Below are 24,948 nucleotides of genomic sequence, written 5' to 3' on the forward strand. Positions count from 1 at the left end.
TGAACGTGGTGCAATGCATGCGCTTGCACTATCCGCCGAACGCCCTATGCTGATTCTTGTCGGCGAAGTGATGCGCGTTGAAGTGACGTTTATTTAACGCACTAGCTTTTCCATCGGGAAAATCCCAGGCAATTTCCCTTCCCTGGGATTTTTAAACGATGTTTACAGGACTAAATCGGTACTGATTAAGGAATGGGCACAAGACCATGTTAAGGCTGAGCAAGATGGCCGACTACGGCACTGTGGTTCTGACCGCGATGATCAGCGAACCGGAGCGCAGTCGCAGTTCGGCGGAGATCGCGGCTGCCATTCATGTGCCGGCGCCGACGGTCAGCAAGATTCTCAAGATGCTGACGCGCGGCGGGCTGGTGATGTCCTTGCGCGGGGCGAAGGGCGGCTATCTGTTGTCGCGCCCGCCGCAGCAGATTTCGATGGCGGACGTCATTTATGCGATGGACGGGCCGATCGGTATGACGGAGTGCAGCGTCACTCCCGGCCTGTGCGTGCAGGAAACCGGATGTGCGGTGCGCGCCAACTGGCAACGCATCAATCGCGCCGTGCTGGGCGTGTTGCAGGACATTACGCTGGACCAGATGGTGCAGCCGCTTGTGCGGCCGGATATGCAGAAGATCGATGCCAGCGAGATCACATTGAAGCGGTCGGTGAAGTCGGCTGCCGCTGGGTTTAACGGAACATAGGAAGGACATCATGGCAGAAGCAGTCACCGCACTGGACGAAATGATCGGCGGCGAATATCGACATGGTTTCGTCACCGAACTGGAAACCGATACCGTGCCGCGCGGCTTGAGCGAGGACACGATTCGCTTGATCTCGGCGCGCAAGAAGGAGCCGGAATTCATGCTGGAGTGGCGCCTGAAGGCGTATCGGCATTGGCTGACGATGACCGAGCCGAAGTGGCAGGCCGTCAAGTTTCCGGCCATCGATTATCAGGACATCATTTACTACTCCGCGCCGAAATCGATGAAGGACGGGCCGAAGAGTCTCGACGAGGTCGATCCGGAACTGCTGCGCACCTATGAAAAGCTGGGCGTGCCGCTGCACGAGCGCGAGCGCCTAGCGGGCGTGGCAGTCGATGCGGTGTTCGACAGCGTGTCGGTGGGCACGACCTACAAGGACAAGCTGGGCGAACTCGGCATCATCTTCTGCTCCTTCTCCGAAGCCGTGCAGGAACATCCGGAACTGGTGAAGAAATACCTCGGCTCGGTGGTGCCTTCTTCCGACAACTTCTATGCGGCGCTCAACTCGGCAGTGTTTTCCGACGGCTCGTTCTGCTACATCCCGCCCGGCGTGCGCTGCCCGATGGAGCTGTCGACCTATTTCCGCATCAACGCGAAAGACACCGGGCAGTTCGAACGCACGCTGATCATCGCCGACGAAGGCGCGTATGTGAGCTATCTCGAAGGTTGCACCGCGCCGATGCGCGACGAGAACCAGTTGCATGCCGCCGTGGTGGAGCTGGTCGCACTGGACAACGCGAAGATCAAGTATTCGACGGTGCAGAACTGGTATCCCGGCGACAAAAACGGCGTGGGCGGCATCTACAATTTCGTGACCAAGCGCGGCGATTGCCGCGGCGCGAATTCGCATATCTCCTGGACGCAGGTGGAGACCGGCTCGGCCATCACATGGAAGTATCCGAGCGTGCTGCTGCGCGGCGAGAATTCGACCGGCGAGTTTTATTCGGTGGCGCTGACCAACAATTATCAGCAGGCCGATACCGGCACCAAGATGATCCATCTCGGGCGCAACACACGCAGCACCATCGTGTCGAAGGGCATCTCGGCGGGGCATGGCCAGAACGCGTATCGCGGCCTGGTGAAGATCATGAAGAACGCCGAGGACGCGCGCAATCACACGCAATGCGATTCGTTGCTGCTGGGCGATCTGTGCGGCGCGCACACCTTCCCGTACATTGAGGTACGTAATCCGACCGCGAGCGTCGAACACGAGGCATCGACTTCCCGCATCGGCGAAGACCAGCTCTTCTATTGTCGCCAGCGCGGCCTGTCGGCGGAAGATGCGGTGTCGATGATCGTGAACGGCTTCTGCAAGGAAGTCTTCAAGGAACTGCCGATGGAATTCGCGGTGGAAGCACAGAAGTTGTTGAGCGTGAGCCTGGAAGGCAGCGTGGGTTAACTGAGGAAAAACAAACATGTTGAAAATCACCAATCTGCAAGCATCTGTCGAAAAGAACCCGATCCTGCGCGGTCTGAACCTGACCGTCAACGCGGGCGAGGTGCATGCGATCATGGGGCCGAACGGCTCGGGCAAGAGCACGCTGGCGCAGGTGCTGGCCGGACGCGAAAACTATGAAGTGACCGGCGGGGAAGTTCTGTTCCAGGGGCGCGACCTGCTGCCGCTGGCGCCGGAAGAACGCGCACGCGAAGGCGTGTTCCTCGCCTTCCAGTATCCGGTCGAGATTCCCGGCGTGAGCAATGTCCATTTGCTCAAGGCTGCGGTCAACAACGTGCGCAAGCATCGCGGGCTTCCCGAGCTCGATGCCATGGAATTCCTCAAGCTCATCAAGGAAAAGATGAAGCAGATGGACATGCGCGACGAGCTGTTGTACCGCTCGGTCAACGAAGGCTTTTCCGGCGGCGAGAAGAAGCGCAACGAGATTCTGCAGATGGCCTTGCTGGAGCCGAAGCTCGCGATTCTCGATGAGACCGACTCCGGGCTCGACATCGATGCGCTGCAAGTCGTCGCCAAGGGCATCAATGCGCTGCGCAGCCCGGAGCGCTCGATGATTCTCGTGACTCACTATCAGCGCTTGCTGGACTACGTGGTGCCGGATTTCGTCCATGTGCTGTCGAAGGGACGCATCGTCAAGTCCGGCGGCAAGGAACTGGCGCTGGAACTGGAAGAGCGCGGCTATGGCTGGCTGGACGAAGCCGCGTCCGCATCCGCCAAGCGCACCCCGGTACGCGCGGAGGCAAGATGATGTCCGAAGCTCGCAACCATTACCTGACCGACTTCGCGCGCGTCATCGACCTGTTGCCGGGCAGCGGTGTGCCCTGGCTCGGGCGGCTGCGCAAGAGTGCGCTGGATGTCTTTGCGCAACGTGGTTTCCCGACCCGGCATGACGAGGAATGGAAATACACCAGCGTGGCGGCGTTTGAAAAGCAGGCATTCCGCTCCACCATCGAATGCCGCAGCAGTGCCGGCGCAGCGGCGCTGGTGGATCGTTTTGCGCAAGGCAGCGCGTCCGATCATGTGCTGGTGTTCCATAACGGCCGTTATGCGCCGTGGCTGTCCTCCATCGGGACATTGCCGGACGGCGTGAAGCTGGCCAGTCTCGCCGATACGCTCGACGTGGCGCCGGAAGTACTGGAACCCTATCTTGCGAACGAGGCACAAGCAACAGTCTTCGGTGCGCTCAATACTGCCTTCATGGCCGACGGCGCCTATGTGCATCTGAAGCGCGGAACGGTGCTGGAGACGCCGGTGCATCTGCTGTTCATTTCGACGGAAGAGGGCGGCGCCAATCACGCGCGCAACATCATCGTTGCCGAAGAAGGCGCACAGGCGACGATCATTGAACACTATGCCGGGCTGGACGGCGCGGTGTACTTCACCAACGTGGTGACACGGATCTTCGCTGCCGCCAATGCGACGGTCGCCCATCACAAGCTGCAGCAGGAAGCAGCGGGCGCATTCCATGTGGCCGGCATTCACGCGCTGCAGCAGCGCGACAGCCGCCTGGAATCGCATTCGTTTTCGCTGGGCGCGGCCCTGGCGCGCAACGACATCACGACGGCATTTGAGGCGCCGGGATGCGACGCGATCCTCAATGGCTTGTATCTGGTCGGCGGGCAGCAGCATGTGGACCACCACACGCGCATCGACCATCGCCAGCCCAACGGCACCAGCCGCGAACACTATCGCGGTGTGCTCGACGGCCAGTCGCATGCGGTGTTCAACGGTAAGGTTGTCGTGCAGCCCGGCGCGCAGAAGACCAATGCGTATCAGGCCAACCATAACCTGCTGTTGTCGCGCGATGCGGAAATCGACACCAAGCCGGAACTGGAAATCTACGCCGACGATGTGAAATGCAACCACGGCGCAACGGTCGGACAGCTGGATGAAACGCAGTTGTTCTATCTGCGCTCGCGCGGTATCGACGAGGTCGTGGCGCGCAGTCTGCTGGTGCATGCCTTCGCGCATGATGTGATTGAACGCATCCGGGTCGCGTCCTTGCGGTCCCGGCTTGAACAAATCCTGCTGACGCGTCTTCCGAAGGAGGGCCGTATCGAACGCATCGGGCAGGAAGAACGACTCGGAGAACTGTGATGAAAATGGAATCGGAAGTGTTGCGACATCCAGGCCACATCAACAGCGACGTCGCCCGCTGGCGCGAGGATTTTCCCGTGCTGCGCGAAACGATTCGCGGCAAGCCGCTGGTTTATCTCGACAACGCGGCGACGACGCACAAGCCGGTATCGGTGATTGAAGCCGAGGCTGCGTTCTATCGGCATACCAATTCCAACGTGCATCGCGGCGTGCATACGCTGAGCCAGCGTGCCACCGACGAGTATGAAGCGGCGCGCGAAAAGGTACGGCGCTTCATCAACGCGGCCAGCACCAGGGAAATCGTGTTCGTGCGCGGCACGACCGAAGCGATCAACCTGGTGGCGCAAAGCTATGCACGACCGCGCCTGACCGCGGAAGACAACATCATCGTCAGCGCGATGGAGCATCACTCCAACATCGTGCCGTGGCAGATGGTGTGCGGCCAGACTGGCGCGGAACTGCGCGTGGTGCCGGTGAACGAAGCCGGCGAGCTGGATGTCGAGATGCTCGGCCACTTGATCGGTCCCGGCACAAAGCTGGTCGCGATCACGCATCTCTCGAATGCGCTCGGTACCATTACGCCGGTGAAGCGCATCATCGAGATGGCGCATGCGCATGAGGTGCCGGTGCTGCTGGATGGCGCACAGGCGATTGCGCACCTTGGCGTGGACGTGCGCGAGCTTGACTGCGACTTCTATGCGTTCTCGGGGCACAAGATTTTTGCGCCGACCGGCATTGGCGCCTTGTACGGGAAAGAAACGCTGCTTGACGCAATGCCGCCTTATCAGGGTGGCGGCGACATGATCAGTTCGGTTTCCTTCGGCGAAACCCTGTACAACGAGCTGCCGTACAAATTCGAGGCCGGCACGCCGAATATCGCGGGCGCCATCGGACTCGGTCACGCGCTGGATTATGTATCGTCGGTCGGCATCGCGGCCATCGCTGCGCATGAGCACGCGCTGCTGGAGTATGCCACCGAACTGGCAAGCGGCATCAAGGGTTTGAAGATCATCGGCACCGCACAGCAGAAGGCCAGCATCCTGTCCTTCACGCTGGAGGGCGTGCATCCGCACGACATCGGCACCATTCTCGACCACGACGGTGTCGCGATTCGTGCCGGCCATCATTGCGCGATGCCGATCATGCAGCGCTTCGGTATCGGTGGCACCGCGCGCGCGTCGTTCTCGCTCTATAACACGCACGCCGAAGTGGATGCCTTGATCGCAGGAATCCGGAAAGTACAGGAGATGTTTCAGCGATGAGTGATTTGCGTGATCTTTACCAGGAAGTGATCTTCGATCACTACAAGAAGCCGCGCAACTGTCACGCGATGGCCGATGCCAACCATGTTGCGCACGGCCACAACCGCTTGTGCGGCGATCAGTTGACGGTGTACCTGCATGTCGAAGGCGACGTGATCCAGGATGTGAGCTTTGAGGGTACGGGTTGCGCCATCTCGACCGCCTCGGCCTCGCTGATGACCGATGCGCTCAAGGGCAAGAAGCTGGACGAGGCCGCGCACCTGTTCGAGGAATTTCACCATCTGGTCACGCATGACGACGCCACGCCGGACGATGATCTGGGAAAACTGGAAGTGCTGGCAGGCGTGCGGGAATATCCGGCGCGCGTGAAGTGCGCCACGCTGGCATGGCACACCATGCAGGCGGCACTGAAGGACCGGGCCGCACCGGTCACCACCGAATGAATCCGTCATCGACACACTGAGCGAGAATCAACATGGAAGCAAGCAAGGACATACTGGCCAACGAGGCCGAATCCGTCGTGAATGAAGACGAACTGAGATCCGACATCATCGCCGTGCTGCGCACGATCTACGACCCGGAAATCTCGGTCAACATCTTTGACCTGGGCCTGATCTACACGCTCGACATCGATCCCGAGGGGCATGTCGAAATTGAAATGACCCTGACCGCGCCGGCCTGTCCGGTAGCGGGCACCTTCCCCGGTGTGGTCGAGGGGCGCGTGGCGGAAGTGCCGGGCGTGAATTCGGTGCATGTGGAACTGGTGTGGGAGCCGCCGTGGAGCATCGATTCCATGACGGATGAAGTCAAGCTTGAACTCGGACTGTTGTAAACATCTTTCAAGGTAAAAAGACAATGAGCTACCCCGCATTCTTCGACCAGGCGCCTGCCATCACTTTGCATGACGGGCTCTCGCAATTCCTCGGTGCGTTTTCCGACGGCTTGATTACTTACCACTACATTGACGCGGTGCGCCTGGCCGGACACTCGTGCCCGACCGTGGCCGGGGCGTACCTGATGACGCGCCGCGCGCTGGCACTGCTGTACCCGGACCAGACGCCGGAACGCGGCAAGGTGCAGGTGCGCTTTGCTTCGGCGGCCGATGAGGGCGTGACCGGGGTGATCGGAAGTGTGGTGAGTTTGATAACAGGCGCGGCAGGGCCGGGTGGGTTCAAGGGGATCGGGCGCAACTTCCGGCGCCAGGACCTGATGTATTTTTCCTGTGCGATCGAGGGCGAAGCGAGTTTCGAGCGTGTCGATACCGGTGAGTCGGTGCAGCTTGCCATGAACATGGGCCGGGTGCAGGGCGATCCGCGTGGCGGCGCCTTGTTGAGGAAACTGCTGGAAGGCGTCGCCACGCCCCAGGAAGGGGAGGAATTCGCCACGCTTTGGCAAGACCGCGTACGGCGCATCCTGATCGAGCACGCAGATGATCCGGAGTTGATCTCAGTCAATGCAGCCACAGTCTGAGGCCGCGGGGAACTTGTCCCGATCAAATACTGTCGCACGGCAATCGCAAACTTGCGGCAAAATACGCTGCAAGACAACCTTTTGGATACGCCTGTGACTTCCTCCCTGCCAGATATCGAACTGTCCGAAGAACTGATTCGCAAGTTCGACAAACTCGGTCCGCGCTACACGTCCTTCCCGACGGCGGACCGTTTCAACGCCGGTTTTACCGACCAGACCTACCATACCTATCTGGCGCAGCGCGCCGAAGGCCGCGCCAACCCGCCCTTGTCGATCTACCTGCATTTGCCGTTTTGCGAATCGCTTTGCTATTTCTGCGCTTGCAACAAGATCATCACGCAAGACCATGAGCGCGTAACCGAATACCTGCGCTACCTGGACAAGGAAATGGCGCTGGTCGCGTCGCACATCGGCCCCGATCGCAAGACAGCGCAGCTGCATCTGGGCGGCGGCACGCCGACCTTCTTCAATGCCGACGAATTGCGCCAGCTGATGGCCATGGTGCGCAAGCACTTCGAATTCACGCCCGACGCCGAACTCGGCGTCGAGATCGATCCGCGCACGGTGCGCGACGGCACGCTCGACATGCTGGCCGGCCTCGGCTTCAACCGCACCAGCTTCGGCGTGCAGGACTTCGACCCGGAAGTGCAGAAGGCGGTCAACCGCATCCAGCCGCTGGAAATGGTCGAGAAGGCCGTGAGCGACAGCCGCAAGGCGGGTTTCCAGTCCATCAACGCCGACCTGATCTATGGCCTGCCCAAGCAGACGCTGGAAAGCTTCAGCCGCACGCTCGACAGCCTGATCCAGGTATCGCCCGACCGTATCGCGCTCTACAACTACGCGCACCTGCCCAGCCGCTTCAAGGCGCAGCGTCTGATCGTGGCCGCCGACCTGCCGTCGGCCGAGGAGCGCCTGCAGATATTCCTGATGTCGACGCGCCGCCTGCTGGAAGCGGGCTATGTGTACATCGGCCTGGATCACTTCTCCAAGCCGGATGATGAATTGAACAAGGCGCGCCTGGACAAGACGCTGCACCGCAATTTCCAGGGCTATACCACGCGCGCGGAATGCGACCTGATCGGTTTCGGCGTGTCCGCCATCGGCAAGGTCGGCAGTTCCTACAGCCAGTCGGTGCGCACGGTGAAGGCGTATTACGAGCATCTCGACCAGGGCCGCCTGCCGGTCGAAAAAGGCTTTGAACTGAGCAAGGACGACCTACTGCGCCGCCAGATCATCATGACCCTGATGTGCAGTCTGCCGCTGGAATTCGAGGACATCAATCGCCAGTACGGGATCGATTTCGAGACGTATTTCGCGCCCGAGATGAGCATTCTGAAGCAGTATGAGGATGCCGGCCTGATCACCATCGACCGCAGCGGCATTCGCGTCACACCCAAAGGCCGCCTGTTCGTGCGTGCGGTCGGCATGGCCTTCGACAAGTATCTGACGCAGCCGACCACGTCCACCTATTCGAAGCTGATCTAAGTCACCGGGCATCCGTCGCTTACGGATGCCCGACCTTCACCACGTCAGGGGCGGCTTGCTGTCCGCCCCTGAAGAATTCCCTCACCGATGCCTGCCCCAGGCACCACAACACCGGAAGCACGACAGCCAGCGTGACCAGTCCGGTGCCCGCCAGCACCTGATCGTCAAGCAGATAGAAATTGCAGAGGCGCGTCGACGTGTCCTGATAGAGCATGCCGGCGATCGCCATCATCGATGCGAAATTGCCGAGGAAGAAAAGCTGAAGAATGGTGTTGGCGCGCGACAGCGACGCGGGCAGCACGAAACCGGCGACGAGCAGCGAGGCGAACTTGCCGGCCTCCATCATGCCCGACGCGACCGCGCTGTCGAGCGCCTTGGGAATCATCCAGTAGGCGCTCGCCAGCAGAAACACCGCCAGGCCGGTCAATCCATATTCGTCCCATGAAGCCGCATATCGGGCCGTGCGGCGCAGGCCGGGCAGGCGCGCGAGAAAGCGGTTGAGCGCGACGCCCGCGATCAGCAGCATCGGGATTTGCACGAGCATATGGCGCGCCATGGTCAGCTCAAGCGCTTGCCTGCATGCGATGGCGACGACAAGTAGCAGGATGCCGAGCACGGCCCATGCCGCTGTCTTCAGGGTGTCGGAAAATTTGAAATGCATGGTCTTCATGACACGGCTGCATGGCGTGCGCTCGCGCGTCGTGCGGCCGCGAGTGCATGGGCCAGCGCGACTTCGGGCTGGTCGTAGTCGATGATATGCGCCAGCCGTCCGTCGGGCGTCAGGATGTGGAAGGCGGCATTGTGCTGGAATTCGCCCAGCGGCGCGGGTACCACCGTGATGCCGAAGGCATCGAGCAGTTCGCGGCGCTGTTGCGTGTTCGCGATCCGTGCGAAGCGCCAGGCGCCAGCATCTGCGTGCATGCGCTTCGCATACCCGGCCAGCGCGGTCTGTCCGTCATCCGGGTCGAAGCTGATGCTCAGCAGGCGGATCTGCGACTCCAGGCCTTCGGCCCTGATCCTGTCCTGAAGCTGCTGGAGTTCGGTGCCGACTACCGAACAGATGGTATTGCAGCGCGTGTAGAAGAACACCGCGATGGTCGCGCGGCCATCCTCGTGCAGCGCCTGTGCCAGCGGCAGCGCGCCGCCGTCCTCGTACTGGATCGTGGTCGCGGGAAGATGCCGCGGATGCTCCTCGATCGCCAGACGCCGCCCGTCTTCCGTCGTGAAGACGCGGAAGCCATCCGTCACGCTGTGAAGCGCGACGGCGGCGAGCGCGGCCACCAGCAGCAGCGCCAGCAAAGTCTTTACCGGCGCGCCGGCATCACTTGAGTTTGCCCAGCTCATCGTCACCGTTCCACGGTGTCTTGCGGTCCTTGCTTGCCTCGCGCGCGGTCTTCACCGCAGCGGCGTCGATCTTGCCCGCGCTGTTGCCGAAGTTGGAGCGCACATAGGTGAGCACTGCGGCGATCTGCGCGTCGTCCAGCTTTTCGCCGAAGGCCGGCATCGCGCCGTCGTAGCTCGTGCCTTTCACGGTCAGCTTGCCCGAGATGCCATGCAGCAGGATGTTGGCGGCGAGCGTGTCCTTGCCGGTCACCCATTCCGAGCCGGCCAGCGGCGGGAACACGCCGGGCAGGCCGGCGCCGGTGGCCTGATGGCAGGCGGCGCATTGCGCGCCGAAGATCTGCGCACCATCAGCCGTGCCGCCTCCTGCCTGCGCCATCAGATCGGTTTTGGTGCGGTTGTCGCCCAGCGCGGGGTCGGCATTGGGGCGCGCCATGAAGATGTAGCCGACGGCCCACAGCAGCGCGAGGCTGACAATGACGATCACCTTGCGCGGCACCGGCGTTCCGCTTTCATGCGGATCGGGATGCTCGCGCATCTGCGCGGCGGTTTGCTTGATGTCCTGAATCATGTGTGAACTCCGTGTGGTTTTCTTCGCAAGCGGCGCTGCGACTACTTGCTATTTCTTCTTGACGTCATCCGCCGTGATGGCCGGATAAGTGTGGTCAAGTCCGAGCAGGTACTGCACCAGGTCCATCGCTTCCGGCTTGGCGACCACCACCTTGCCCGGCGGCGCGTAGCCGGGCGGCAGGTTCACCACACGGTCGCCGCTGTCGGCCTGGTTCTTGACCTCGAACAGGTAAGGGTAGGACGGCATGATGCTGCCAGGCGTATAGGCGCGCGGCTGATAGAGGTGGCCAAGCTGCCAGTCGGCGCTCGGCTGGCGCGCTCCGATGTTGAAGAGATCGGGGCCGGTGCGCATGGTGCCGAGCAGGTGCGGGCTGTCGTAGTAGTAATCGGCGGCGACCGAGGCGCGACCCCAGCCGCGCTGGGTGTCCGGCGCCTGCGCCTTGTCGCGCGGCTGCTGCGAGTGGCAGTAGATGCAGCCGTTCTTGATGTACTGCTCACGGCCGCGCAGTTGCACCGAGGTGTAGGGCTTCAGGCTGGCGGCCGGCTTCAGGTCGGACAGTTGCAGGTAGGGGACTACGACCAGGGTCGACGTCGCAAGCGCCAGCGTCACCATGGCGCCGGTCAATAATTTCAGTTCGTTTTCCATGAATATTCTCGCGGCAGGGAGACAACGGGAGCGGGAGTGTGCAGCAGCGCGGCGCCGATGCGGCGCGGGCCGTAACGCAGAGCCATCGCGATGAAGTGGAACGCAAAGACCAGGTGGCCGAGCGTCATGATCGCGCCGCCGACGGAACGGGCTTGCAGGTAGGGCAGGGTGACGGTGACCGAATCCATGAAGGGCTTGGCTGCATCAAGCATGGCCAGACCTTGCAGCCAGCCGCCAATGGTCAGACCGACCACGTAGATCGAGAAGCCGGTCACGACCAGCCAGAAATGCGTGGCGATCAGTTTCGGATAAGGCCATTCCCAGGCCATCACGCGCGGCATCACGAAATACACGGCGCCGAACATCACCATCGAGAAGAAGCCGTACAGCCCGAGGTGCGCGTGCGCCACGGTGTAATGCGTGAAGTGGGTGATGGTGTTGACGCTGCGCAGCGCTTCCATCGAGCCCTGGAGCGAGCTGACGGTGTACATCATGCCGCCCAGCACGATGAAGCGCAGGGTCGGCGAATAGATCAGCGCCTTGAAGCTGCCGCGCATGGTCAGATGCTGGTTCACCGAGAAGGAGATCACCGGGATGATCATCATCACGCTTTGCACGATCGACAAGGTGATCAGCCAGCCGGGCACCGGGCCGCCGATCAGGTGGTGTCCGCCGACCTGGCCGTAGAAGAAGGCCAGTGTCCAGAAGCCGAGCAGCGACAGGTTGTACGACTGCACCGGACGGCCGATGATTTTCGGCAGGAAGTAATACACCGAAGCCAGTGCCATCGGCGTGTAGAACAGGCCGAGCACGTTATGGCCGAACCACCAGTTCATCGTGGCTTGTTCGACACCGAAATGCAGGCCCGGAATATTGCCGATCAAAAACAGCGTGGGGAACCAGAACAGCGCAGCGCCCATGTACCAGATCGATACATAGAGATGGTCGACACGGCGATTCTGCAAGGTGAACACCAGCGGCAGCGCGACCAGCAGGCCGCCGACCACCAGCAGGATGTCGACTTGCCAGGGAATCTCCAGCCACTCCATGCCGTCGTTCAGACCGACTGCGATGCAACCCAGGCCGGCGATCAGGCCGGCATTCCAGATCATCGCGCCGAGCACCGCGAAGCGGCCGCCGATCAGCGGCGTTTTCAGCAGGCGCGGCAGCATCCAGATGGCGATGCCGAGCGCGGCCATCGGCGCCCAGCCGTAGGCCACTGCGTTGAGGTGGATGGTGCGGATGCGGCCGAAGGTCAGCCATGCCTGATTGACCAGCCAGTCGGGTTCATGCAGCTTGATGGAGCTGATCAGGCCGGCGCTGGAGGCGACGATCAGCCACACCACCGCGCAGGCCAGGAACACGAAGGCCACGAAGGCGGTCGACTTGTCGGCCTCGATGCGCTCGGCCAGCTCTTTCGACAGGCTCGCTTCCTGCTCCGCATTGAGCGCCGGTCCACTGTGCGCGATGGCGGCATCCTGCAAGCCGGCGCGCTGCGCGGCGTTGGCGGCGGGCTCTTCGATGCGGCCAACCTCGCCCGGCGAGAAAATCACTTGCGCGGCGGCCGGGTTGTTGTCGAACAGCTTCCTGCGCAGGGACCAGATAAAAAAGAACAGTCCGGTAATGGACAGAACAAAAGAAGACAACAGTATGGTGGCGGTGTCCATAATCCTGAAGATGAAGGGTGGGGGTATACCGAATGCCGCGTTTTCGATTTGCCTTGAAAAACCTTGACCTGAGTCATTTGAGAAACGCGGTATCTCATGCTATAGCTGGGGCATTATAAGATATATGAAGAATGCTTGTTTAAGCGAACGCTTGAATTATTCTTCTAATAAAAGTCGGCACGCGCACCGACCATCCTTGATGCGGCCGTCTTGTTGGCAAAAAAGCCAGAACTTTTGAGATTGCGGTCCGGTCATACTTTCACGCGATATAGATCGTCTTAATACCTAGGCGATTGTCGCGACCAAGACGTGAGGCGCTTGCCGACGCCTGGTAATCCGACGCCTGCTGTTACGCCCTCGTTGCCATCGCTGCCATCGTTGTATAGCGGGAGTCCATTTTGCAGGGAGAAGATCATGTCCTTACGTTCGCTTGCCTTGTTTGCCCTGTTCGGCGCCATGGCCAGTCCGGCCATTGCACAGACCGCGCAGACCCGGGCAGAGTTCAAAGTGCCGGACGAATCCACCATTCCTTCCGGGCCGCAGGGCGACGCCATCCGCAACGGCAAGCTGCTGTTGACGCAAACGCATCAGCGCTTGCCGAACAATGTCGGCAACAAGCTGACTTGTTCGAATTGCCACCTCAATGCCGGAACCACGCCGGGCGCGTCACCCTGGGTCGGCATCTGGGGCGCATTCCCCGAATACCGTTCGCGCAGCGGGAAAATCAATTCACTGCAACAGCGCGTCAACGATTGCTTCCAGCGCTCGATGAACGGCAAGGCATTACCTTACGACTCGCAGGAAATGAATGACATCCTGGCCTACATGCAGTGGCTGTCGAGCGGTGTCCCGGTCGGCATGAGCGTCCAGGGGCGCGGCTTCGGCCAGATCAACCGGGATCTGAAGCCGAATGCGGAGAATGGCAAGGCGGTGTATGCGGCCAAATGCGTGAGCTGCCATCAGGCGGACGGGCAGGGGGTGAAGAATCCCGACGGCAGCTATGCCTTCCCGCCCTTGTGGGGCAAGCAATCCTTCAACGTCGGCGCGGGCATGGCACGCACCTATACGGCAGCCGCCTTCGTCAGGCACAACATGCCGCTCGGCCAGCCGGATACGCTGACGGAGCAGGAAGCGGTTGATGTTGCCGAATACTTCACGCATCAGGCCCGCCCCGACTTCCCGGGCAAGGCGAAGGACTGGCCGAAGGGCGACAAGCCCAAGGATGCGCGGACCGAAGGCTGACGTACGCCAGGATCTCAGCTCCGGTGCAGCCGGTAGTCGACGTCGATCAGCTTGACCAGCAGCAGCGCGGCGACGATGTTGTGCAGCACGCCGATCAGCACCGCGCGGCCGGCGATGATCGTCGCCATGCCGAGCAGGAGTTGGAGTGCGAGCAGGGCCAGTAACACAGGGGCAGTGCGATTCAGTCCGCCACCGGAATGCCGCAGCCGCCCACAGAGCATGACAACGGTCGCCAGCAGGACGAGCGCGACCGCCACATGCACGGCACTCAGCCAGTTTACCGCCCGCAGCAGGTCTGCGTTGCCGGCCGAGTAAATCCTTGTCGGGTTGAGTGCCTTCCAGGTCGCGACGTCCGGCCACAGCGCCAGCTTGCCGGCTGACGTCAGCGCCTTGCAATCGATTTCGGCGATCAGGCCGGCTACCCAGCTGCCTATCCATACCTGGAAGGCAGCCACCGAGCGCGCGGTGGATGCGAGCTTGCTCAACGCCCGTTCCGGCCGCTGGTAGGATTCGCGCGGCACGAACTCCAGCCGCAGGCGCCAGAACAGGGCCGCCAGCGCCATTCCGCCGATCACATTGCCGATCACGACGGCGGGCACCACGCTGCCCGAAGTAAAGCGGCCAAGCACGGCGAGAAAAACCGTCAGGACCCACAGCAGAGCGAGCAGGACATTGCGGCTGCCGACGACGGGGCGGCAGCGCAGCACGAAGAAGGAAATCGCGATCAGCAGCAGGCCGACGGATGAGGCGCTGACCCGATGCATCGCGCGCGACATCAGAGTGAGCGTGGCGGGAAAGGCGATGTTGGTGCAACCGTTGTGTTCGATGCGGATGAAGGCGCTGGTGGCCAGCACCAGAAGCATCAAGGCCGCGGCAAATCCGCACAGGTTCGCTGTCAAGCGGGCATAACGCGCATCACTGTTCATTCATTCTCGCCGTGTGCATTGGAAGTCATCGCCTTCAGAACGATGACCAGGAAGATGATACCGCCAATCACGGCGATCAGCCCGCCCAGTCCCATCAAGCCCATGCCCGCGATTTCCTGGGTGCTGCGCAGCACCTGCTCGCTGCCCGCCACCTTGCGTTGCACGCCGTAGCCGCCGGACCAGACCAGCCCGACGATGTGCAGCAACTGGCCGACGCCGTAGACATATGGCTGCAAAGCCGCCATGCGCGAGGACGGCTGCCGATAGCCCAGGCGCGGCAGCAGATGATAGGTGAGGCCCATCAGCGCCAGCGTCACGCCGACGATGCAGCCGTGGTAGTGCGCCGGAATCTTCACGTTGCTGCCGTGGATCAGGAAGCCGATCAGGCCGCCTGCTGCAAAGAGCGCCAGCGACGACACCAGTGCCGCGTGCAGCGGCTTCTGCTGCGGCGTCAGCGCACGGGAACGATAGCCGGCGAGGCCGACGATGACGGCGAGTCCGAGCGGCAGGATGGGCAGTCCGCCGCCGAAGCGCATCAGCCAGGTCAGCAGGTTGCGGTGTTCGACCGAGGCGACGTCATAGGCGAGATAGATCGGCGGCACCGCGAACACTGATGCCAGGCCGATGGCGAACAGCAGCAGGGCAACGCGCGGCGTGAGCGGCGCCCGGGCGCTGCAGGCACTGGCCAGCCACAGCCAGGCCACCAGCATCATCAAGGTGTAGGTGAACTGGATCACATGGCCGCTGCCCCAGAACAGCAGCTCGTAGTACGCCTTCGCTTCCAGCGCTGACGGCACCTTGAGCAGCGACCACACCAGTGCGAACAGCGCGACCGCGGTCGACACCGCCGCCGTGTTCAGGCCGAAGGACAAGGCCGCCTGCCCGTCCGGACGCGTGCCCACCTTGGGCGCGCTCAGCAGGCTGCGCAGGGTCAGCAGCGCGATGCCGATGCCGAACACGATCAGCCCGCTCATGAACATCGGGTCTTCCAGCACCGGCACGTAGTTGCTCATGATCGCGCCGCCACGTCCGAAGAAGGGCGCCAGGCTCATGATGGCCGCGCCCAGCGCCGCGCCGGCCCAGCCGCTCCATGCCAGCGCGAGCCGGCCGCGTCCGCCGTTGATGCTCCACAGCAGCCCGGCGAAGGCAAGAAACCACACCAGCACCGACAAGTCCACATGCACCACCAGCGCCACATGGAAGAAGTCCGCGACCGGAAACAGCTTTTGCAGGTAGGGCGTGCGCGACAGCACCAGCAGCACCGACAGGATGCCGGAAACGATCAGCGAAGCCAGCGCCAGCCACAGCCATGCGCGCGCCAGCGTGCGGCGTTCGTCGCCTGCGACCGCGAGCGAGAAATCGGTGGCGGACGGGGCAGCGGCAAGGGCGGCGGGAGCGGCTGCGGGAGGGGTATGCGTGCTGACGTTCACTTGATGATCACTCCACCTTGTTCATGATTGAAATCGATGACCAGTACTTGCGCCGGGTGCAATTGCACGACTTCGCTACGTTGGTAATTGAAGCCTTTCACCCGCACCGAATCGTTGAGGCGCACCGTGATGCGATGTTCGCCGGCCGGCGTCGTGAAGCGGCGATACACGCTCGACGCGCCATCGTGCGACAGGCCCGAGGCCGGCAGCACTTCGCGGTACAGCGGCTTGCCGTCGAATTCGACCTCGATTGTCACCGGCGAGCGCTCGCGCGGGCAGACCTGCGCGGCGCGCATATTGCGCGACAGCTTGCTCAGTTCGGCCGCGCTGCGGTCGCGGCAGTCGCCGACCAGTTGTCCGGTGTGGCTGATGCTCAGGCGGATCAGCGCCTCGTTGCTGCCGAGATGTCGATAGGCCGGCGCGCTCGACAGGTAGCCGACGCCCAGCATGAACACGGCAAACAGGACACAGCGTGCGATCCATTTAGTCATGATGCTCTCCCGCTGCTTCGGCCTCGCTCGCATCCGGCATCGGCGCAAGCTTCAGCAAATCCTTGCGGAAGGCATCGATTTCCCCGGCCAGCTTGTCCGACTCGGCAAGGCTGCCCGAGGACAGCCGCAGGCGCGCCAGGTCGATGTTATTGCGACGCAAATGCGGTTCGCGCTCGCCCGCGATGCGCTGCCGGGTCCAGACATGGCCGAGGCGGAATTCGCATTCGCCTTCATGGCAGTCGGTGATGAACACGCCGTCCGCGCCGTTGCGCAGCGCAAACTCGATGAAGGAAGGCGGCAATTGCCCGGTGCACAGCAGGCTGACGGTCGCGACATCTTCGCTTGCCAGCTTGTTGACGCGCATGCCGTGATCGCAGCCGAACACCACGATGCGCGGCTGCTTGCCGGTCAGGCCGTGCAATGCGCTTTCCAGCTCCGAGCGCAAGGCTTGCACCGGGCGCTGCGGCATGTCGATGCCCGTCACCAGCTCGCCGATGCTGCGGAAAGGCGTGGAAGACGGGCAGGCACCGGCGCAGATGCCGCAGGATGCGCACAGTTCCGGGTTGACCACCGCCTGCATCGCATGCCGCGCGCCATCGGTGCGCGGCTGCATGATGACCGCCGAATACGGACAGTCGTTGAAGCAGCGTCCGCAGCCATTGCAGTTGTCCAGGTTGACCACGGCCACCGGCGCGCGCTTGCGCCTGAACAGGAGCGGAATCAGCAGCAGCACCAGCGTCGATCCGACCAGCAGCGCCCACACCGGGCCGGGCGTCCACGCATACAGCAGGGGATAGACCGTCAGGTAGAACCAGTCGAGCGGAAGAACCGCCGGCGCCACCATCATGTCGGCCGGCGCCATGCTGATCGCAGGCTTGAGAAGCGACAGCAGCATCAGTCCGATGAAGGTGCACCAACCGAGCATGCGCGAGGGCTTGGTCTTGGCGCGGCTGATGCGCTGGATGTGGATCCACATCCCGGCCAGCAGCAGCAGCGGCAGGCCGATGTGCAGGAACACCAGCAAGGAAAAGAAGCGGTCGCTGATCGTTTCCGGCGTGAGGAAGTTGCGCACCATCGCGCCGCCGAACACCGGCAGCCAGTCGAACAGTTCGGCCGTACCCACCGCGATGAATTGCGCCAGTTGGTCCCAGGCCAGCCAGTAACCGTTGATGCCGCTGGCGAAGGCCAGCCAGATGAGCGGAATGCCGCTGACCCAGGAGAACCAGCGGAAGCCGGCATAGCGTCCGTACAGGAATTCGCGCACCAGGTGCAGCGTCATGGTCACCGTGAAGGCATCCGAGGCATAGCGATGCAGGCTGCGGATCACGCCGCCGAAATACCATTGCGCGGTAATCGCCGCGACCGACTGGTAGGCGCCGTTGACGCCGGTGTCGAACACGATGAACAGGTACAGACCGGTGGCCGCGATGATCCAGAAGAAAAAGTAGGACAGCGCGCCGAGGCTGTGCCAGGGGTTATGCACGGTGCCGAAGGCGCGGTCGAATGCTCTTTCGATGAATTGCAGCAAACGCAGCGCTGCTGGAAACGGCGAGGTGGCCGGCTTAGTTGCAGGCCTTGGTGCAGGCTTGTCGGCCTGCTTGACTGATAGATCCGTCACGTTAAATCTGCTCCTCATCGTTCATCCGACGAATCTAGTCGGTGCGGAAGAACGTTATGAATGTCCACGGAAAACACGGAAGAAATCCTTGGAATTTTTTGCTTTTTGTGGAACACGCGGACTGGCTTGTAGGTCGTTCGCGGGAAAAAGTCTCTGCTCTATGGCAGGGAAATTAGGGATTTCCACAAAAGACAAAAAATATCGCTTCCTTCCGTGATTTCCGTGTTTTCCGTGGACATTCATAACCATTAAAATCATCTGGGCACTCTCTAAGCCTTGCGCTGGCGTCTCCACTCGCTGACCAGCATCCATGCGACGCTGCCGAGTATGCTGGCGCCCACCAGCAGACCGACGATCACTCCGTAATTGGCGCGATAGGTGCCGGTGCCGCCGTCGTACACGGTGCACAGCAGGCGCACGCGCACCAGCACGCCCGACCAGCCGGACGGCACCGACACCACGCCGTGGTCGATGTCGCGCAATGCCGCGACGATGGCCTGCGCGTTCAGGCTGTCGCCATACAGTTGCCGGTAGATGCGGCCGCTGCGATCGAGCACGCTCAGCTGCGTGATATGGTCAAAACCCTTCGGCGTGGCGAGGTAGCTGAAACCGAAGTCGCGCGTCAGTGGCGCCACGGTTTTCAGATCCGGGCTGAGGAACTCCCAGTTGCGCGCCGTGACGCCGAGTTGCCGCGAGAATGCCGCCATCGCTTCCGGAGAATCGAAGGGCGCGTTGAAGCCGATCGTGACCGTGTGAAAGGCTTCCGTTCCCAACAAGTCCTGCGTCGCATTCACCGCCTTGGAAATCAGCACGGTATCGCTCGGACAGACCTGGAAACATCCGGTGTACACAAAGCTCACCAGCAGCGGCTTGCCGCGATAGGACGACAAGCGCACCGGCTTGCCGGTGCGGTCGCGCAAGACGTAATCGCCCGGCGTCGTGCCGATCGCGGCCTGGCTGGTCTGATAGACAGCCTGCGGGTCGAGCTGCGCCTGTTCCGCCGCGCCGGCATGCCATCCTGTGGACAGCATCAAGGCGGCGATCAGCGCTTTCGATTTGTTTGCTAGTGCCGCCATACCGCATCGGCGACGGCCGCGGTGATCAGCACGGTGAGTTGCAGCAATGAGGCGTGGAAGTTGACCATCGCGCTCGCGCGATCCGGACGCCGCGCAAGGCGCACGCTCTTGTCCAGGAAATACGCGCCGCCGATCAGCGCCCCGGTTAGGTAGATCGGGCCGGCGCCGAACCACATCGGCAACAGCGATGCCGACACCAGCGCAATCGTGTTGGCCAGCACCACCCGCGCGGCTGCCGGCACGCCGATCACCACCGGCAGCATCGGCACACCCGCGGCCGTGTAGTCGTCGGCGCGCGCGATCGCCAGGCTCCAGAAGTGCGGCGGGGTCCACAGGAACAGGACCAGCGCCAGCGAAAGGGAAAGCGGCTCGGGCTGCGGATTGACCGCCGCCGCGCCCGCCATCACCGCAAAGCTGCCGGCCAGCCCGCCGACCACGATATTGAGCCAGGTGCGGCGCTTGAGCCAGACGGTATAGACCACCGCATAGAAGAATGCGCCGAGAAACACATACAGCGCCGAGACCCAGTTGAGCGCCCAGCCGGTGGCCAGCGTCGATCCGATCACCATGATGGCAATCAGCCACAGCCAGTGCGGTCCATGCCGCAGCGTGCCGGTGACGAAAGGGCGGTTGCGCGTACGCGTCATCTTGACGTCGATGTCGCGCTCCACATACTGGTTGAAGGCGCCGGCTGCCGCCGCCGAGAACAGCACCATCATGCCGATCAGGGCCGCCTTCCACGCCGGCGCATGCGCGCCCGGCGTCATGGCGAATCCGGTGAGCGCAGTCAGCGCGATCACCACGCCGATACGGAGTTTGAAAACGTTGAGTATTTGTTTGATGGGGTTGCTCATGTCGGCTGCTCTCCAGAGGAATTGGGACATGGATGCCATCGCGGGCTCCACCTTCCTGCGGAAAGCGGAGCCCGTGGCATGCAACCTGTCAGCTCATGCCCCACACCTGGGACAGGTACTTCCAGTTGATGAAGTAGTACAGGACGAAGGCAACCAGGAACACCATCGCGAACACGAAGGTGCCCGGTGCGGCGAAGCCGGCAATGCCGACGCCGCCATGTCCGCCGACCGAAGCGGTCACCGGCGTGACAACCGGGGTCGGCTTGTTGCTGAGCGCGCCGCCTTCCAGCTTGCGGCCGAACAGGATCGAGCAGACCGTGATCAGGATGTAGGCGCCGCCGCCGATCACCGCCGCGACCGCGCTGATGCCCACCAGCGACATCAGCAAATAGGCGCTGCCCGGGAATTCATAGGGCAAGGCCGTACCGGCGAAGGAAATGTCCCAGTGGCGGCGCGGCACGCCGAGCGTACCCGCGCCCATCATCACCAGCGAGAACACGCTCATGCCGATGCCGAACAGATAAGGCTGCCACTTCGCCAGTCCCGAGAACATGATTTCGCGCTTGAACAGCACCGGAATCAGGAAGTAGGTCAGCGACATGAAGGCCAGCGTGGTGCCGATCACGACGGTTGCGTGGAAATGGCCCGGCACGTAGATCGTGTTGTGGATGATCAGGTTGAGCTGCTCGGTACCCATCATCACGCCCGAGATGCCGCCGAGGAAACCGAAGCCGACCAGCGAGATGAACATGCCGGAGAACACCGGATTGCCCCATGGCGCCTTGCGGATCCACTCGAACAGACCCTTGTTGAAACCCTTCTCGCGCTGCGCCACTTCGATCGCGCCCGGAATGGTCAGGCCGTGCACCATGGAAGCGAGCACCGCGAGGTACATCGCATAGCTGGTGTTGAAGATCTTCCATTCGGAGGAAACGCCCGGATCGACCAGGATGTGGTGCGCGCTGGCCAGTTGCAGGAAGAAGATATACAGCAGGAAGGCGGTGCGCGACACGCGCTCGGACATCGGCTTGGCGCCGAACACGATGGCGGCAATCGCATACCACACCGAGATGTGCGCGGCGACGTTGATCTGCTGCGACGAATGGCCGAAGGCCCACCAGATCACGCGATACATCAGCGGATCGATCGCCTTGATGTAACCGACCACCCACAGGAAGGTCGGGATCAGGATGATCGCGCCGGACGCAATCGTGAACACCGCGATGATGGCGGCCGTCATGGCGCCGAAGGTCACCAGCGGAATCGAGCCGGTGTAGGTTTTCTCCGCCTTGGCGACAACCAGCGTGCCGAAGAAGATGAAGCAGCCAATCAGCGCACCGACCGCAAACAGGATCAGGCCGAGATAGAAGGCCGGGCTGCCCTGCATCGGCACATACGAGGTCATCATCACGCTCGAATTGCCCTGGAAGATCGCCACGTTGGTGGTGATCCCGCCGATCAGCATCAGCGCAAACGCCAGCCACGCCATGTTGGGCGTCGCCAACCGGCATCGCAACAGGGTGGAGGAGCAGAAGTACAAGACCGCGATCTCGAAGAAGATGATCCAGAACACCAGCATGTCGAGGCCATGCGCGGTGAGTACCAGATAGAAGGTGTCGGCGGGCAGCAGGTGCACCGCCGGCCAGCGCGTCAGTGCGATCAGCAGCGCCAGAATGCCGCCGATCAGCAGGAACACGACGGCGGCAACGGCGTTGGCCTTCATCAGGTTTTCTGCCGAGGTATGGAACTGCAGCCCCGTCCGCGGACAGGTGCGGAAAGTCTCTTGGTTAGCCATGGGCATCCCCCTTATTTGTTCACGACATAGAGGCGGTTGACCATGGTGTGATGGCCGATGCCGCAATACTCGTTACAGACGATGGAATAGGTTCCCTCCTGGTTCGGCGTCACGGTGACCACCATGTCGTAACCGGGAATGACCTGCAGGTTGATGTTCGAAGGCTGCAGGGAGAAGCCGTGCATGTAATCCATGGCCGACAGGTGCAAGCGGTAGCTCTTGCCCTTTTCCAGTTCGAGGATCGGCCACCATGCCCACAGGCGGGCAACCAGATAGACGTCGCTGCCCGCTGGCGGATGCACCACCGGGATCTTCTGGTCGCTCTCGGTGCGCACCGTGTATTTGTCGACCATCTCCTGCGCCTTCTTGCCATGGGCTTCCGGCGAGACGCGGTAGGCTTCATTCGACAGGTTCTGCTTCCCGGTCACATGCCAGTACGGCATCATGAAGAACATGATCAGGCACCAGAAGAAAGCGATCGCAATCCAGGTTCCTTCGACGCGGTCCAGCGGCTGTTTCCACCACAGCCTCGTGGTTGGCGGATGTATGGCGCTCATAGCAGTCTCCTTATTTCGCGATCGGGATCGTCACGATTTCCATGATTCCCCACATGGTGTAGAACACCGTCGGAACGGCGACACCGATGAACAGCAGCAGGAACGGGTTATCCAGGATCTGCTGCATGATGGGAACACGCTCTTCCGATTCTTCGTTGGTATGCAACTCAGGATTTGCAGACATCGTTTCCTCCGTGTGGCCGGTGATCCGGCATTGGTTATATGGAGCGGCGCGGGTACGCCGATTTGATCGAAATCACGAACGTAGACTTTTGGCAAGGTAGAAGTTACGCAAGCGCCAAACGAAAAAACATGATACGAATCAAGAAAAAAGAAAAAGGTCGACTGGCCGAAGGCTGCGATCGGGCCGTCGAAAGGTCGCTTTGTGCGTCGCGGGAATTTGGCGATAGTGCGTCGTGAAGCGGTCTCGCCGTCAGGATGTGAGACGAAATCCGGCGCGCTTTGCTGCGTTGCGCCGACAGGAAAATAATCGCGCGAGGCTTCATCGCCCGTATGCCGTAAAAGCCACAAGAGCCATTACCGCGGGTTGGCGCTCGGACCGAAAGTGTTGCGTTTTATTTGCGAGCCGGAAATATCAATGCTAAGGTTGATTTCAATGCTGCATGGCCTTGATGAACGCGGATGAATCATTCGCGCCGGGCAGCCCGCGAAATCGCAATCTGAACAATTTTCACGACGGCTGACGGAATGAAACTGCTGACCGGAGCCTTTTCCGACCTTGGCGAACTGCATGCCCTTTTGGGACAGCCGGATCTGCAAGCTTCCGTACGCGCTGCCAAAAGCGTGCTGGTGCAGATCTACAACAGGGACGACGACACGCAATGGATCACCGCGATCGTGGACGCCTTGCGCGCGCTGCGCGAAGACATCGTGGTGGTCGGCGCAACCACCTTCGGTCACATCAGCCACGGCCAGGTATGTGACGCACGCTCCGTCATGTCCCTGACCTGCTTCGATACCGCGGAACTGGTCCTGGTCGAACAGGACTGCCACGTCGGCGAGGAGGTGGACGCGGCGAAGCGCCTGGTCGGTGCGCTCGGCGACAGGATCGCTTCCATCAAGGGCGTGCTGCTGCTTGCCACGCCCCTGGCCTTCAATTGCGATCTCCTTCTGGCAACTATCAATACAGTGTCCCCAGGATTTCCCGTCTTCGGCGGTGGCTCGGCGGATATCTCGCAGCACCGCATGACCCACGGCGGTTTCGTGGCGGTTGCACTGTGCGGCGGCACGCTGGAAATCAAGCGTGACGTGCATCTCGGCTGGCAGCCGATCGGGCGCAAGCTGACCATCACCAAGGCGGCGGGTCCGATCGTCTCGATGATCGACCACAAGCCCGCGATCGACATCTACAAGCGCTATCTCGGCATCGATTCCAGCGACAACTTTTTCCTGAATGTCATGGAGTTTCCCCTCCTGGTGGAACGGCATGGCGAACTGCATGCACGCGTGCCCTACCAGGTACGCGACGACGGCAGCATCTTGTTTACCGCGGAACTGCAGGAAGGCGAGGAAGTGCACTTCGGCTACGCACGCATCGAGTCGATGAGACAGCGCGTGCAGGTACTGGAAGGCGCGGTGCGCGAGTTCGGACCGGAAGCCATCCACATCTATTCCTGCATCATTCGGCACTTCGTCCTGCAACGCGGCATCGACCTGGAGTTGTCGCCCTTCGAACGGCTGGCACCGACCGCCGGCTTCATCACTGCAGGCGAATTCTGCAGCCGCCCGGAAGCAGCCGGGCTGCGCAATGCCGCCATGGTGGTGGTCGCGATGCGCGAATCGCCCGCGCCTTGCAAGGCAAGGCAGGACAAGAGCGGGTCCGCCTTCGAGTCACGCAATCTGTACGAAGACAACCACATGCGCATCCTGCTGCGCTACCAGCACTTCGTGCAGGCGATCACGGAAGACCTCGAAAACGCCAATGCGGAACTGGCCCGCCTCGCCGAGCGCGACCCATTGACCGGCCTGTTCAACCGGCGCGCGCTCAACGGCATGATGCAGAGCGAACTGGAGCGCAGCCGCCGCTACGGAAAATCCTTCAGCATCATCGTCTGCGACATCGACCACTTCAAGCGCTTCAACGACCTCTATGGCCACCAGGCCGGCGACACCGTCCTGAAGGAACTCGCCATCGAGCTGCAGGCAGAGGCGCGCGCGAGCGACGTCGTCTGCCGTTTCGGCGGAGA

25 protein-coding genes are annotated in these 24,948 nt (G+C 61.9%); 11 read left to right on the forward strand and 14 right to left on the reverse strand.

Annotation, left to right across the window (positions count from 1 at the left end):
* The first annotated feature begins 206 nt into the window (after positions 1-206).
* From VJ651_RS02150 to hemN, 9 genes are all read left to right on the forward strand, one after another.
* Entirely contained in the window at positions 207-698 is a 492-nt protein-coding gene (locus tag VJ651_RS02150) for an SUF system Fe-S cluster assembly regulator (protein WP_136417669.1), read from the forward strand.
* Positions 699-708: 10 nt separating this feature from the next.
* Positions 709-2,157 (forward strand): Fe-S cluster assembly protein SufB, encoded by a 1,449-nt coding sequence (gene sufB / locus VJ651_RS02155; protein ID WP_136417668.1) that lies wholly within the window; start codon positions 709-711, stop codon positions 2,155-2,157.
* A 16-nt stretch (positions 2,158-2,173) separates the two neighbouring features.
* Positions 2,174-2,962, forward strand: coding sequence for a Fe-S cluster assembly ATPase SufC (gene sufC, locus VJ651_RS02160; RefSeq protein WP_324105843.1), 789 nt, complete (start codon positions 2,174-2,176; stop codon positions 2,960-2,962).
* Positions 2,959-4,311, forward strand: coding sequence for a Fe-S cluster assembly protein SufD (gene sufD, locus VJ651_RS02165; RefSeq protein ID WP_324105844.1), 1,353 nt, complete (start codon positions 2,959-2,961; stop codon positions 4,309-4,311). The genes sufC and sufD overlap by 4 nt, the downstream gene beginning before the upstream one ends.
* Entirely contained in the window at positions 4,311-5,573 is a 1,263-nt protein-coding gene (locus VJ651_RS02170) for a cysteine desulfurase (RefSeq protein ID WP_324105845.1), read from the forward strand. Before sufD ends, VJ651_RS02170 begins: the two co-directional genes overlap by 1 nt.
* On the forward strand, positions 5,570-6,016 hold the full coding sequence (sufU, locus tag VJ651_RS02175) for a Fe-S cluster assembly sulfur transfer protein SufU (RefSeq protein WP_324105846.1): 447 nt from the start codon (positions 5,570-5,572) through the stop codon (positions 6,014-6,016). The genes VJ651_RS02170 and sufU overlap by 4 nt, the downstream gene beginning before the upstream one ends.
* Before the next feature lie 32 nt (positions 6,017-6,048).
* Positions 6,049-6,405 carry a DUF59 domain-containing protein gene (locus VJ651_RS02180; RefSeq protein WP_324105847.1) on the forward strand — a complete coding sequence of 119 codons (357 nt, stop codon included), beginning with the start codon at positions 6,049-6,051 and terminating at the stop codon, positions 6,403-6,405.
* Positions 6,406-6,428: 23 nt separating this feature from the next.
* Positions 6,429-7,043: a hypothetical protein gene (locus tag VJ651_RS02185; RefSeq protein ID WP_324105848.1), complete on the forward strand. Its 615-nt coding sequence runs from the start codon at positions 6,429-6,431 to the stop codon at positions 7,041-7,043.
* 93 nt (positions 7,044-7,136) lie between these two features.
* Positions 7,137-8,528: an oxygen-independent coproporphyrinogen III oxidase gene (gene hemN, locus VJ651_RS02190; protein WP_324105849.1), complete on the forward strand. Its 1,392-nt coding sequence runs from the start codon at positions 7,137-7,139 to the stop codon at positions 8,526-8,528.
* 19 nt (positions 8,529-8,547) lie between these two features.
* Here the strand turns inward: hemN and VJ651_RS02195 are convergent, their stop codons facing one another.
* The 5 genes from VJ651_RS02195 to VJ651_RS02215 are packed head-to-tail and all read right to left on the reverse strand — an operon-like array spanning position 8,548 to position 12,752.
* Entirely contained in the window at positions 8,548-9,198 is a 651-nt protein-coding gene (locus VJ651_RS02195) for a hypothetical protein (RefSeq protein ID WP_324105850.1), read from the reverse strand.
* On the reverse strand, positions 9,195-9,872 hold the full coding sequence (locus tag VJ651_RS02200; protein ID WP_324105851.1) for an SCO family protein: 678 nt from the start codon (positions 9,870-9,872) through the stop codon (positions 9,195-9,197). The genes VJ651_RS02195 and VJ651_RS02200 overlap by 4 nt, the downstream gene beginning before the upstream one ends.
* Complete coding sequence (locus tag VJ651_RS02205; protein WP_324105852.1) at positions 9,850-10,440, reverse strand: c-type cytochrome; 591 nt, start codon at positions 10,438-10,440, stop codon at positions 9,850-9,852. The genes VJ651_RS02200 and VJ651_RS02205 overlap by 23 nt, the downstream gene beginning before the upstream one ends.
* A gap of 48 nt (positions 10,441-10,488) precedes the next feature.
* Positions 10,489-11,085 (reverse strand): cbb3-type cytochrome c oxidase subunit II, encoded by a 597-nt coding sequence (locus VJ651_RS02210; protein WP_324105853.1) that lies wholly within the window; start codon positions 11,083-11,085, stop codon positions 10,489-10,491.
* A complete protein-coding gene (locus tag VJ651_RS02215; protein WP_324105854.1) occupies positions 11,070-12,752 on the reverse strand; it encodes a cbb3-type cytochrome c oxidase subunit I in 1,683 nt (560 codons plus the stop codon). Before VJ651_RS02215 ends, VJ651_RS02210 begins: the two co-directional genes overlap by 16 nt.
* A gap of 414 nt (positions 12,753-13,166) precedes the next feature.
* Between VJ651_RS02215 and VJ651_RS02220 the strand changes: the two genes are divergently transcribed.
* Positions 13,167-13,994 (forward strand): c-type cytochrome, encoded by an 828-nt coding sequence (locus tag VJ651_RS02220; protein ID WP_324105855.1) that lies wholly within the window; start codon positions 13,167-13,169, stop codon positions 13,992-13,994.
* Positions 13,995-14,008: 14 nt separating this feature from the next.
* On the opposite strand, the gene VJ651_RS02225 is transcribed toward VJ651_RS02220, so the two are convergent.
* The 9 genes from VJ651_RS02225 to VJ651_RS02265 all read right to left on the reverse strand — a co-directional run bounded on the left by VJ651_RS02225 (position 14,009) and on the right by VJ651_RS02265 (position 22,925).
* Entirely contained in the window at positions 14,009-14,920 is a 912-nt protein-coding gene (locus tag VJ651_RS02225; RefSeq protein ID WP_324105856.1) for a COX15/CtaA family protein, read from the reverse strand.
* The gene (locus tag VJ651_RS02230; RefSeq protein ID WP_324105857.1) at positions 14,917-16,350 is read right to left on the reverse strand and encodes a cbb3-type cytochrome c oxidase subunit I; all 1,434 of its coding nucleotides are present in this window, start codon (positions 16,348-16,350) and stop codon (positions 14,917-14,919) included. The genes VJ651_RS02225 and VJ651_RS02230 overlap by 4 nt, the downstream gene beginning before the upstream one ends.
* Positions 16,347-16,841, reverse strand: a complete 495-nt coding sequence (locus tag VJ651_RS02235; protein WP_324105858.1) for a hypothetical protein — start codon at positions 16,839-16,841, stop codon at positions 16,347-16,349. Before VJ651_RS02235 ends, VJ651_RS02230 begins: the two co-directional genes overlap by 4 nt.
* Positions 16,834-18,459 (reverse strand): hydrogenase iron-sulfur subunit, encoded by a 1,626-nt coding sequence (locus VJ651_RS02240; RefSeq protein ID WP_324105859.1) that lies wholly within the window; start codon positions 18,457-18,459, stop codon positions 16,834-16,836. Before VJ651_RS02240 ends, VJ651_RS02235 begins: the two co-directional genes overlap by 8 nt.
* 269 nt (positions 18,460-18,728) lie before the next feature.
* Positions 18,729-19,535 carry an SCO family protein gene (locus tag VJ651_RS02245; protein ID WP_324105860.1) on the reverse strand — a complete coding sequence of 269 codons (807 nt, stop codon included), beginning with the start codon at positions 19,533-19,535 and terminating at the stop codon, positions 18,729-18,731.
* Positions 19,523-20,389, reverse strand: coding sequence for a heme o synthase (gene cyoE / locus VJ651_RS02250; RefSeq protein ID WP_292938368.1), 867 nt, complete (start codon positions 20,387-20,389; stop codon positions 19,523-19,525). The genes VJ651_RS02245 and cyoE overlap by 13 nt, the downstream gene beginning before the upstream one ends.
* A gap of 88 nt (positions 20,390-20,477) precedes the next feature.
* On the reverse strand, positions 20,478-22,184 hold the full coding sequence (locus VJ651_RS02255) for a cbb3-type cytochrome c oxidase subunit I (protein ID WP_136417649.1): 1,707 nt from the start codon (positions 22,182-22,184) through the stop codon (positions 20,478-20,480).
* An 11-nt stretch (positions 22,185-22,195) separates the two neighbouring features.
* Positions 22,196-22,741 (reverse strand): cytochrome C oxidase subunit II, encoded by a 546-nt coding sequence (locus VJ651_RS02260; RefSeq protein ID WP_324105861.1) that lies wholly within the window; start codon positions 22,739-22,741, stop codon positions 22,196-22,198.
* Between the two features lie 10 nt (positions 22,742-22,751).
* Positions 22,752-22,925 carry a hypothetical protein gene (locus VJ651_RS02265; protein WP_168798630.1) on the reverse strand — a complete coding sequence of 58 codons (174 nt, stop codon included), beginning with the start codon at positions 22,923-22,925 and terminating at the stop codon, positions 22,752-22,754.
* 524 nt (positions 22,926-23,449) lie between these two features.
* Here VJ651_RS02265 and VJ651_RS02270 point away from each other — a divergent pair.
* A partial coding sequence (locus VJ651_RS02270) for a diguanylate cyclase (RefSeq protein WP_324105862.1) occupies positions 23,450-24,948 on the forward strand: 1,499 nt, incomplete at its 3' end.

It is taken from the genome of Noviherbaspirillum sp., from assembly GCF_035254865.1.
Taxonomy (GTDB): Bacteria; Pseudomonadota; Gammaproteobacteria; order Burkholderiales; family Burkholderiaceae_D; genus Noviherbaspirillum.

Coding starts and splice junctions, on each gene's coding strand:
- VJ651_RS02150 (WP_136417669.1), top strand. CDS start 207: ATGTTAAGGCTGAGCAAGATGGCCGACTACGGCACTGTGGTTCTGACC.
- sufB (WP_136417668.1), top strand. CDS start 709: ATGGCAGAAGCAGTCACCGCACTGGACGAAATGATCGGCGGCGAATAT.
- sufC (WP_324105843.1), top strand. CDS start 2,174: ATGTTGAAAATCACCAATCTGCAAGCATCTGTCGAAAAGAACCCGATC.
- sufD (WP_324105844.1), top strand. CDS start 2,959: ATGATGTCCGAAGCTCGCAACCATTACCTGACCGACTTCGCGCGCGTC.
- VJ651_RS02170 (WP_324105845.1), top strand. CDS start 4,311: ATGAAAATGGAATCGGAAGTGTTGCGACATCCAGGCCACATCAACAGC.
- sufU (WP_324105846.1), top strand. CDS start 5,570: ATGAGTGATTTGCGTGATCTTTACCAGGAAGTGATCTTCGATCACTAC.
- VJ651_RS02180 (WP_324105847.1), top strand. CDS start 6,049: ATGGAAGCAAGCAAGGACATACTGGCCAACGAGGCCGAATCCGTCGTG.
- VJ651_RS02185 (WP_324105848.1), top strand. CDS start 6,429: ATGAGCTACCCCGCATTCTTCGACCAGGCGCCTGCCATCACTTTGCAT.
- VJ651_RS02195 (WP_324105850.1), bottom strand. CDS start 9,198: ATGAAGACCATGCATTTCAAATTTTCCGACACCCTGAAGACAGCGGCA.
- VJ651_RS02200 (WP_324105851.1), bottom strand. CDS start 9,872: ATGAGCTGGGCAAACTCAAGTGATGCCGGCGCGCCGGTAAAGACTTTG.
- VJ651_RS02205 (WP_324105852.1), bottom strand. CDS start 10,440: ATGATTCAGGACATCAAGCAAACCGCCGCGCAGATGCGCGAGCATCCC.
- VJ651_RS02210 (WP_324105853.1), bottom strand. CDS start 11,085: ATGGAAAACGAACTGAAATTATTGACCGGCGCCATGGTGACGCTGGCG.
- VJ651_RS02215 (WP_324105854.1), bottom strand. CDS start 12,752: ATGGACACCGCCACCATACTGTTGTCTTCTTTTGTTCTGTCCATTACC.
- VJ651_RS02220 (WP_324105855.1), top strand. CDS start 13,167: ATGTCCTTACGTTCGCTTGCCTTGTTTGCCCTGTTCGGCGCCATGGCC.
- VJ651_RS02225 (WP_324105856.1), bottom strand. CDS start 14,920: ATGAACAGTGATGCGCGTTATGCCCGCTTGACAGCGAACCTGTGCGGA.
- VJ651_RS02235 (WP_324105858.1), bottom strand. CDS start 16,841: ATGACTAAATGGATCGCACGCTGTGTCCTGTTTGCCGTGTTCATGCTG.
- VJ651_RS02245 (WP_324105860.1), bottom strand. CDS start 19,535: ATGGCGGCACTAGCAAACAAATCGAAAGCGCTGATCGCCGCCTTGATG.
- cyoE (WP_292938368.1), bottom strand. CDS start 20,389: ATGAGCAACCCCATCAAACAAATACTCAACGTTTTCAAACTCCGTATC.
- VJ651_RS02255 (WP_136417649.1), bottom strand. CDS start 22,184: ATGGCTAACCAAGAGACTTTCCGCACCTGTCCGCGGACGGGGCTGCAG.
- VJ651_RS02260 (WP_324105861.1), bottom strand. CDS start 22,741: ATGAGCGCCATACATCCGCCAACCACGAGGCTGTGGTGGAAACAGCCG.
- VJ651_RS02265 (WP_168798630.1), bottom strand. CDS start 22,925: ATGTCTGCAAATCCTGAGTTGCATACCAACGAAGAATCGGAAGAGCGT.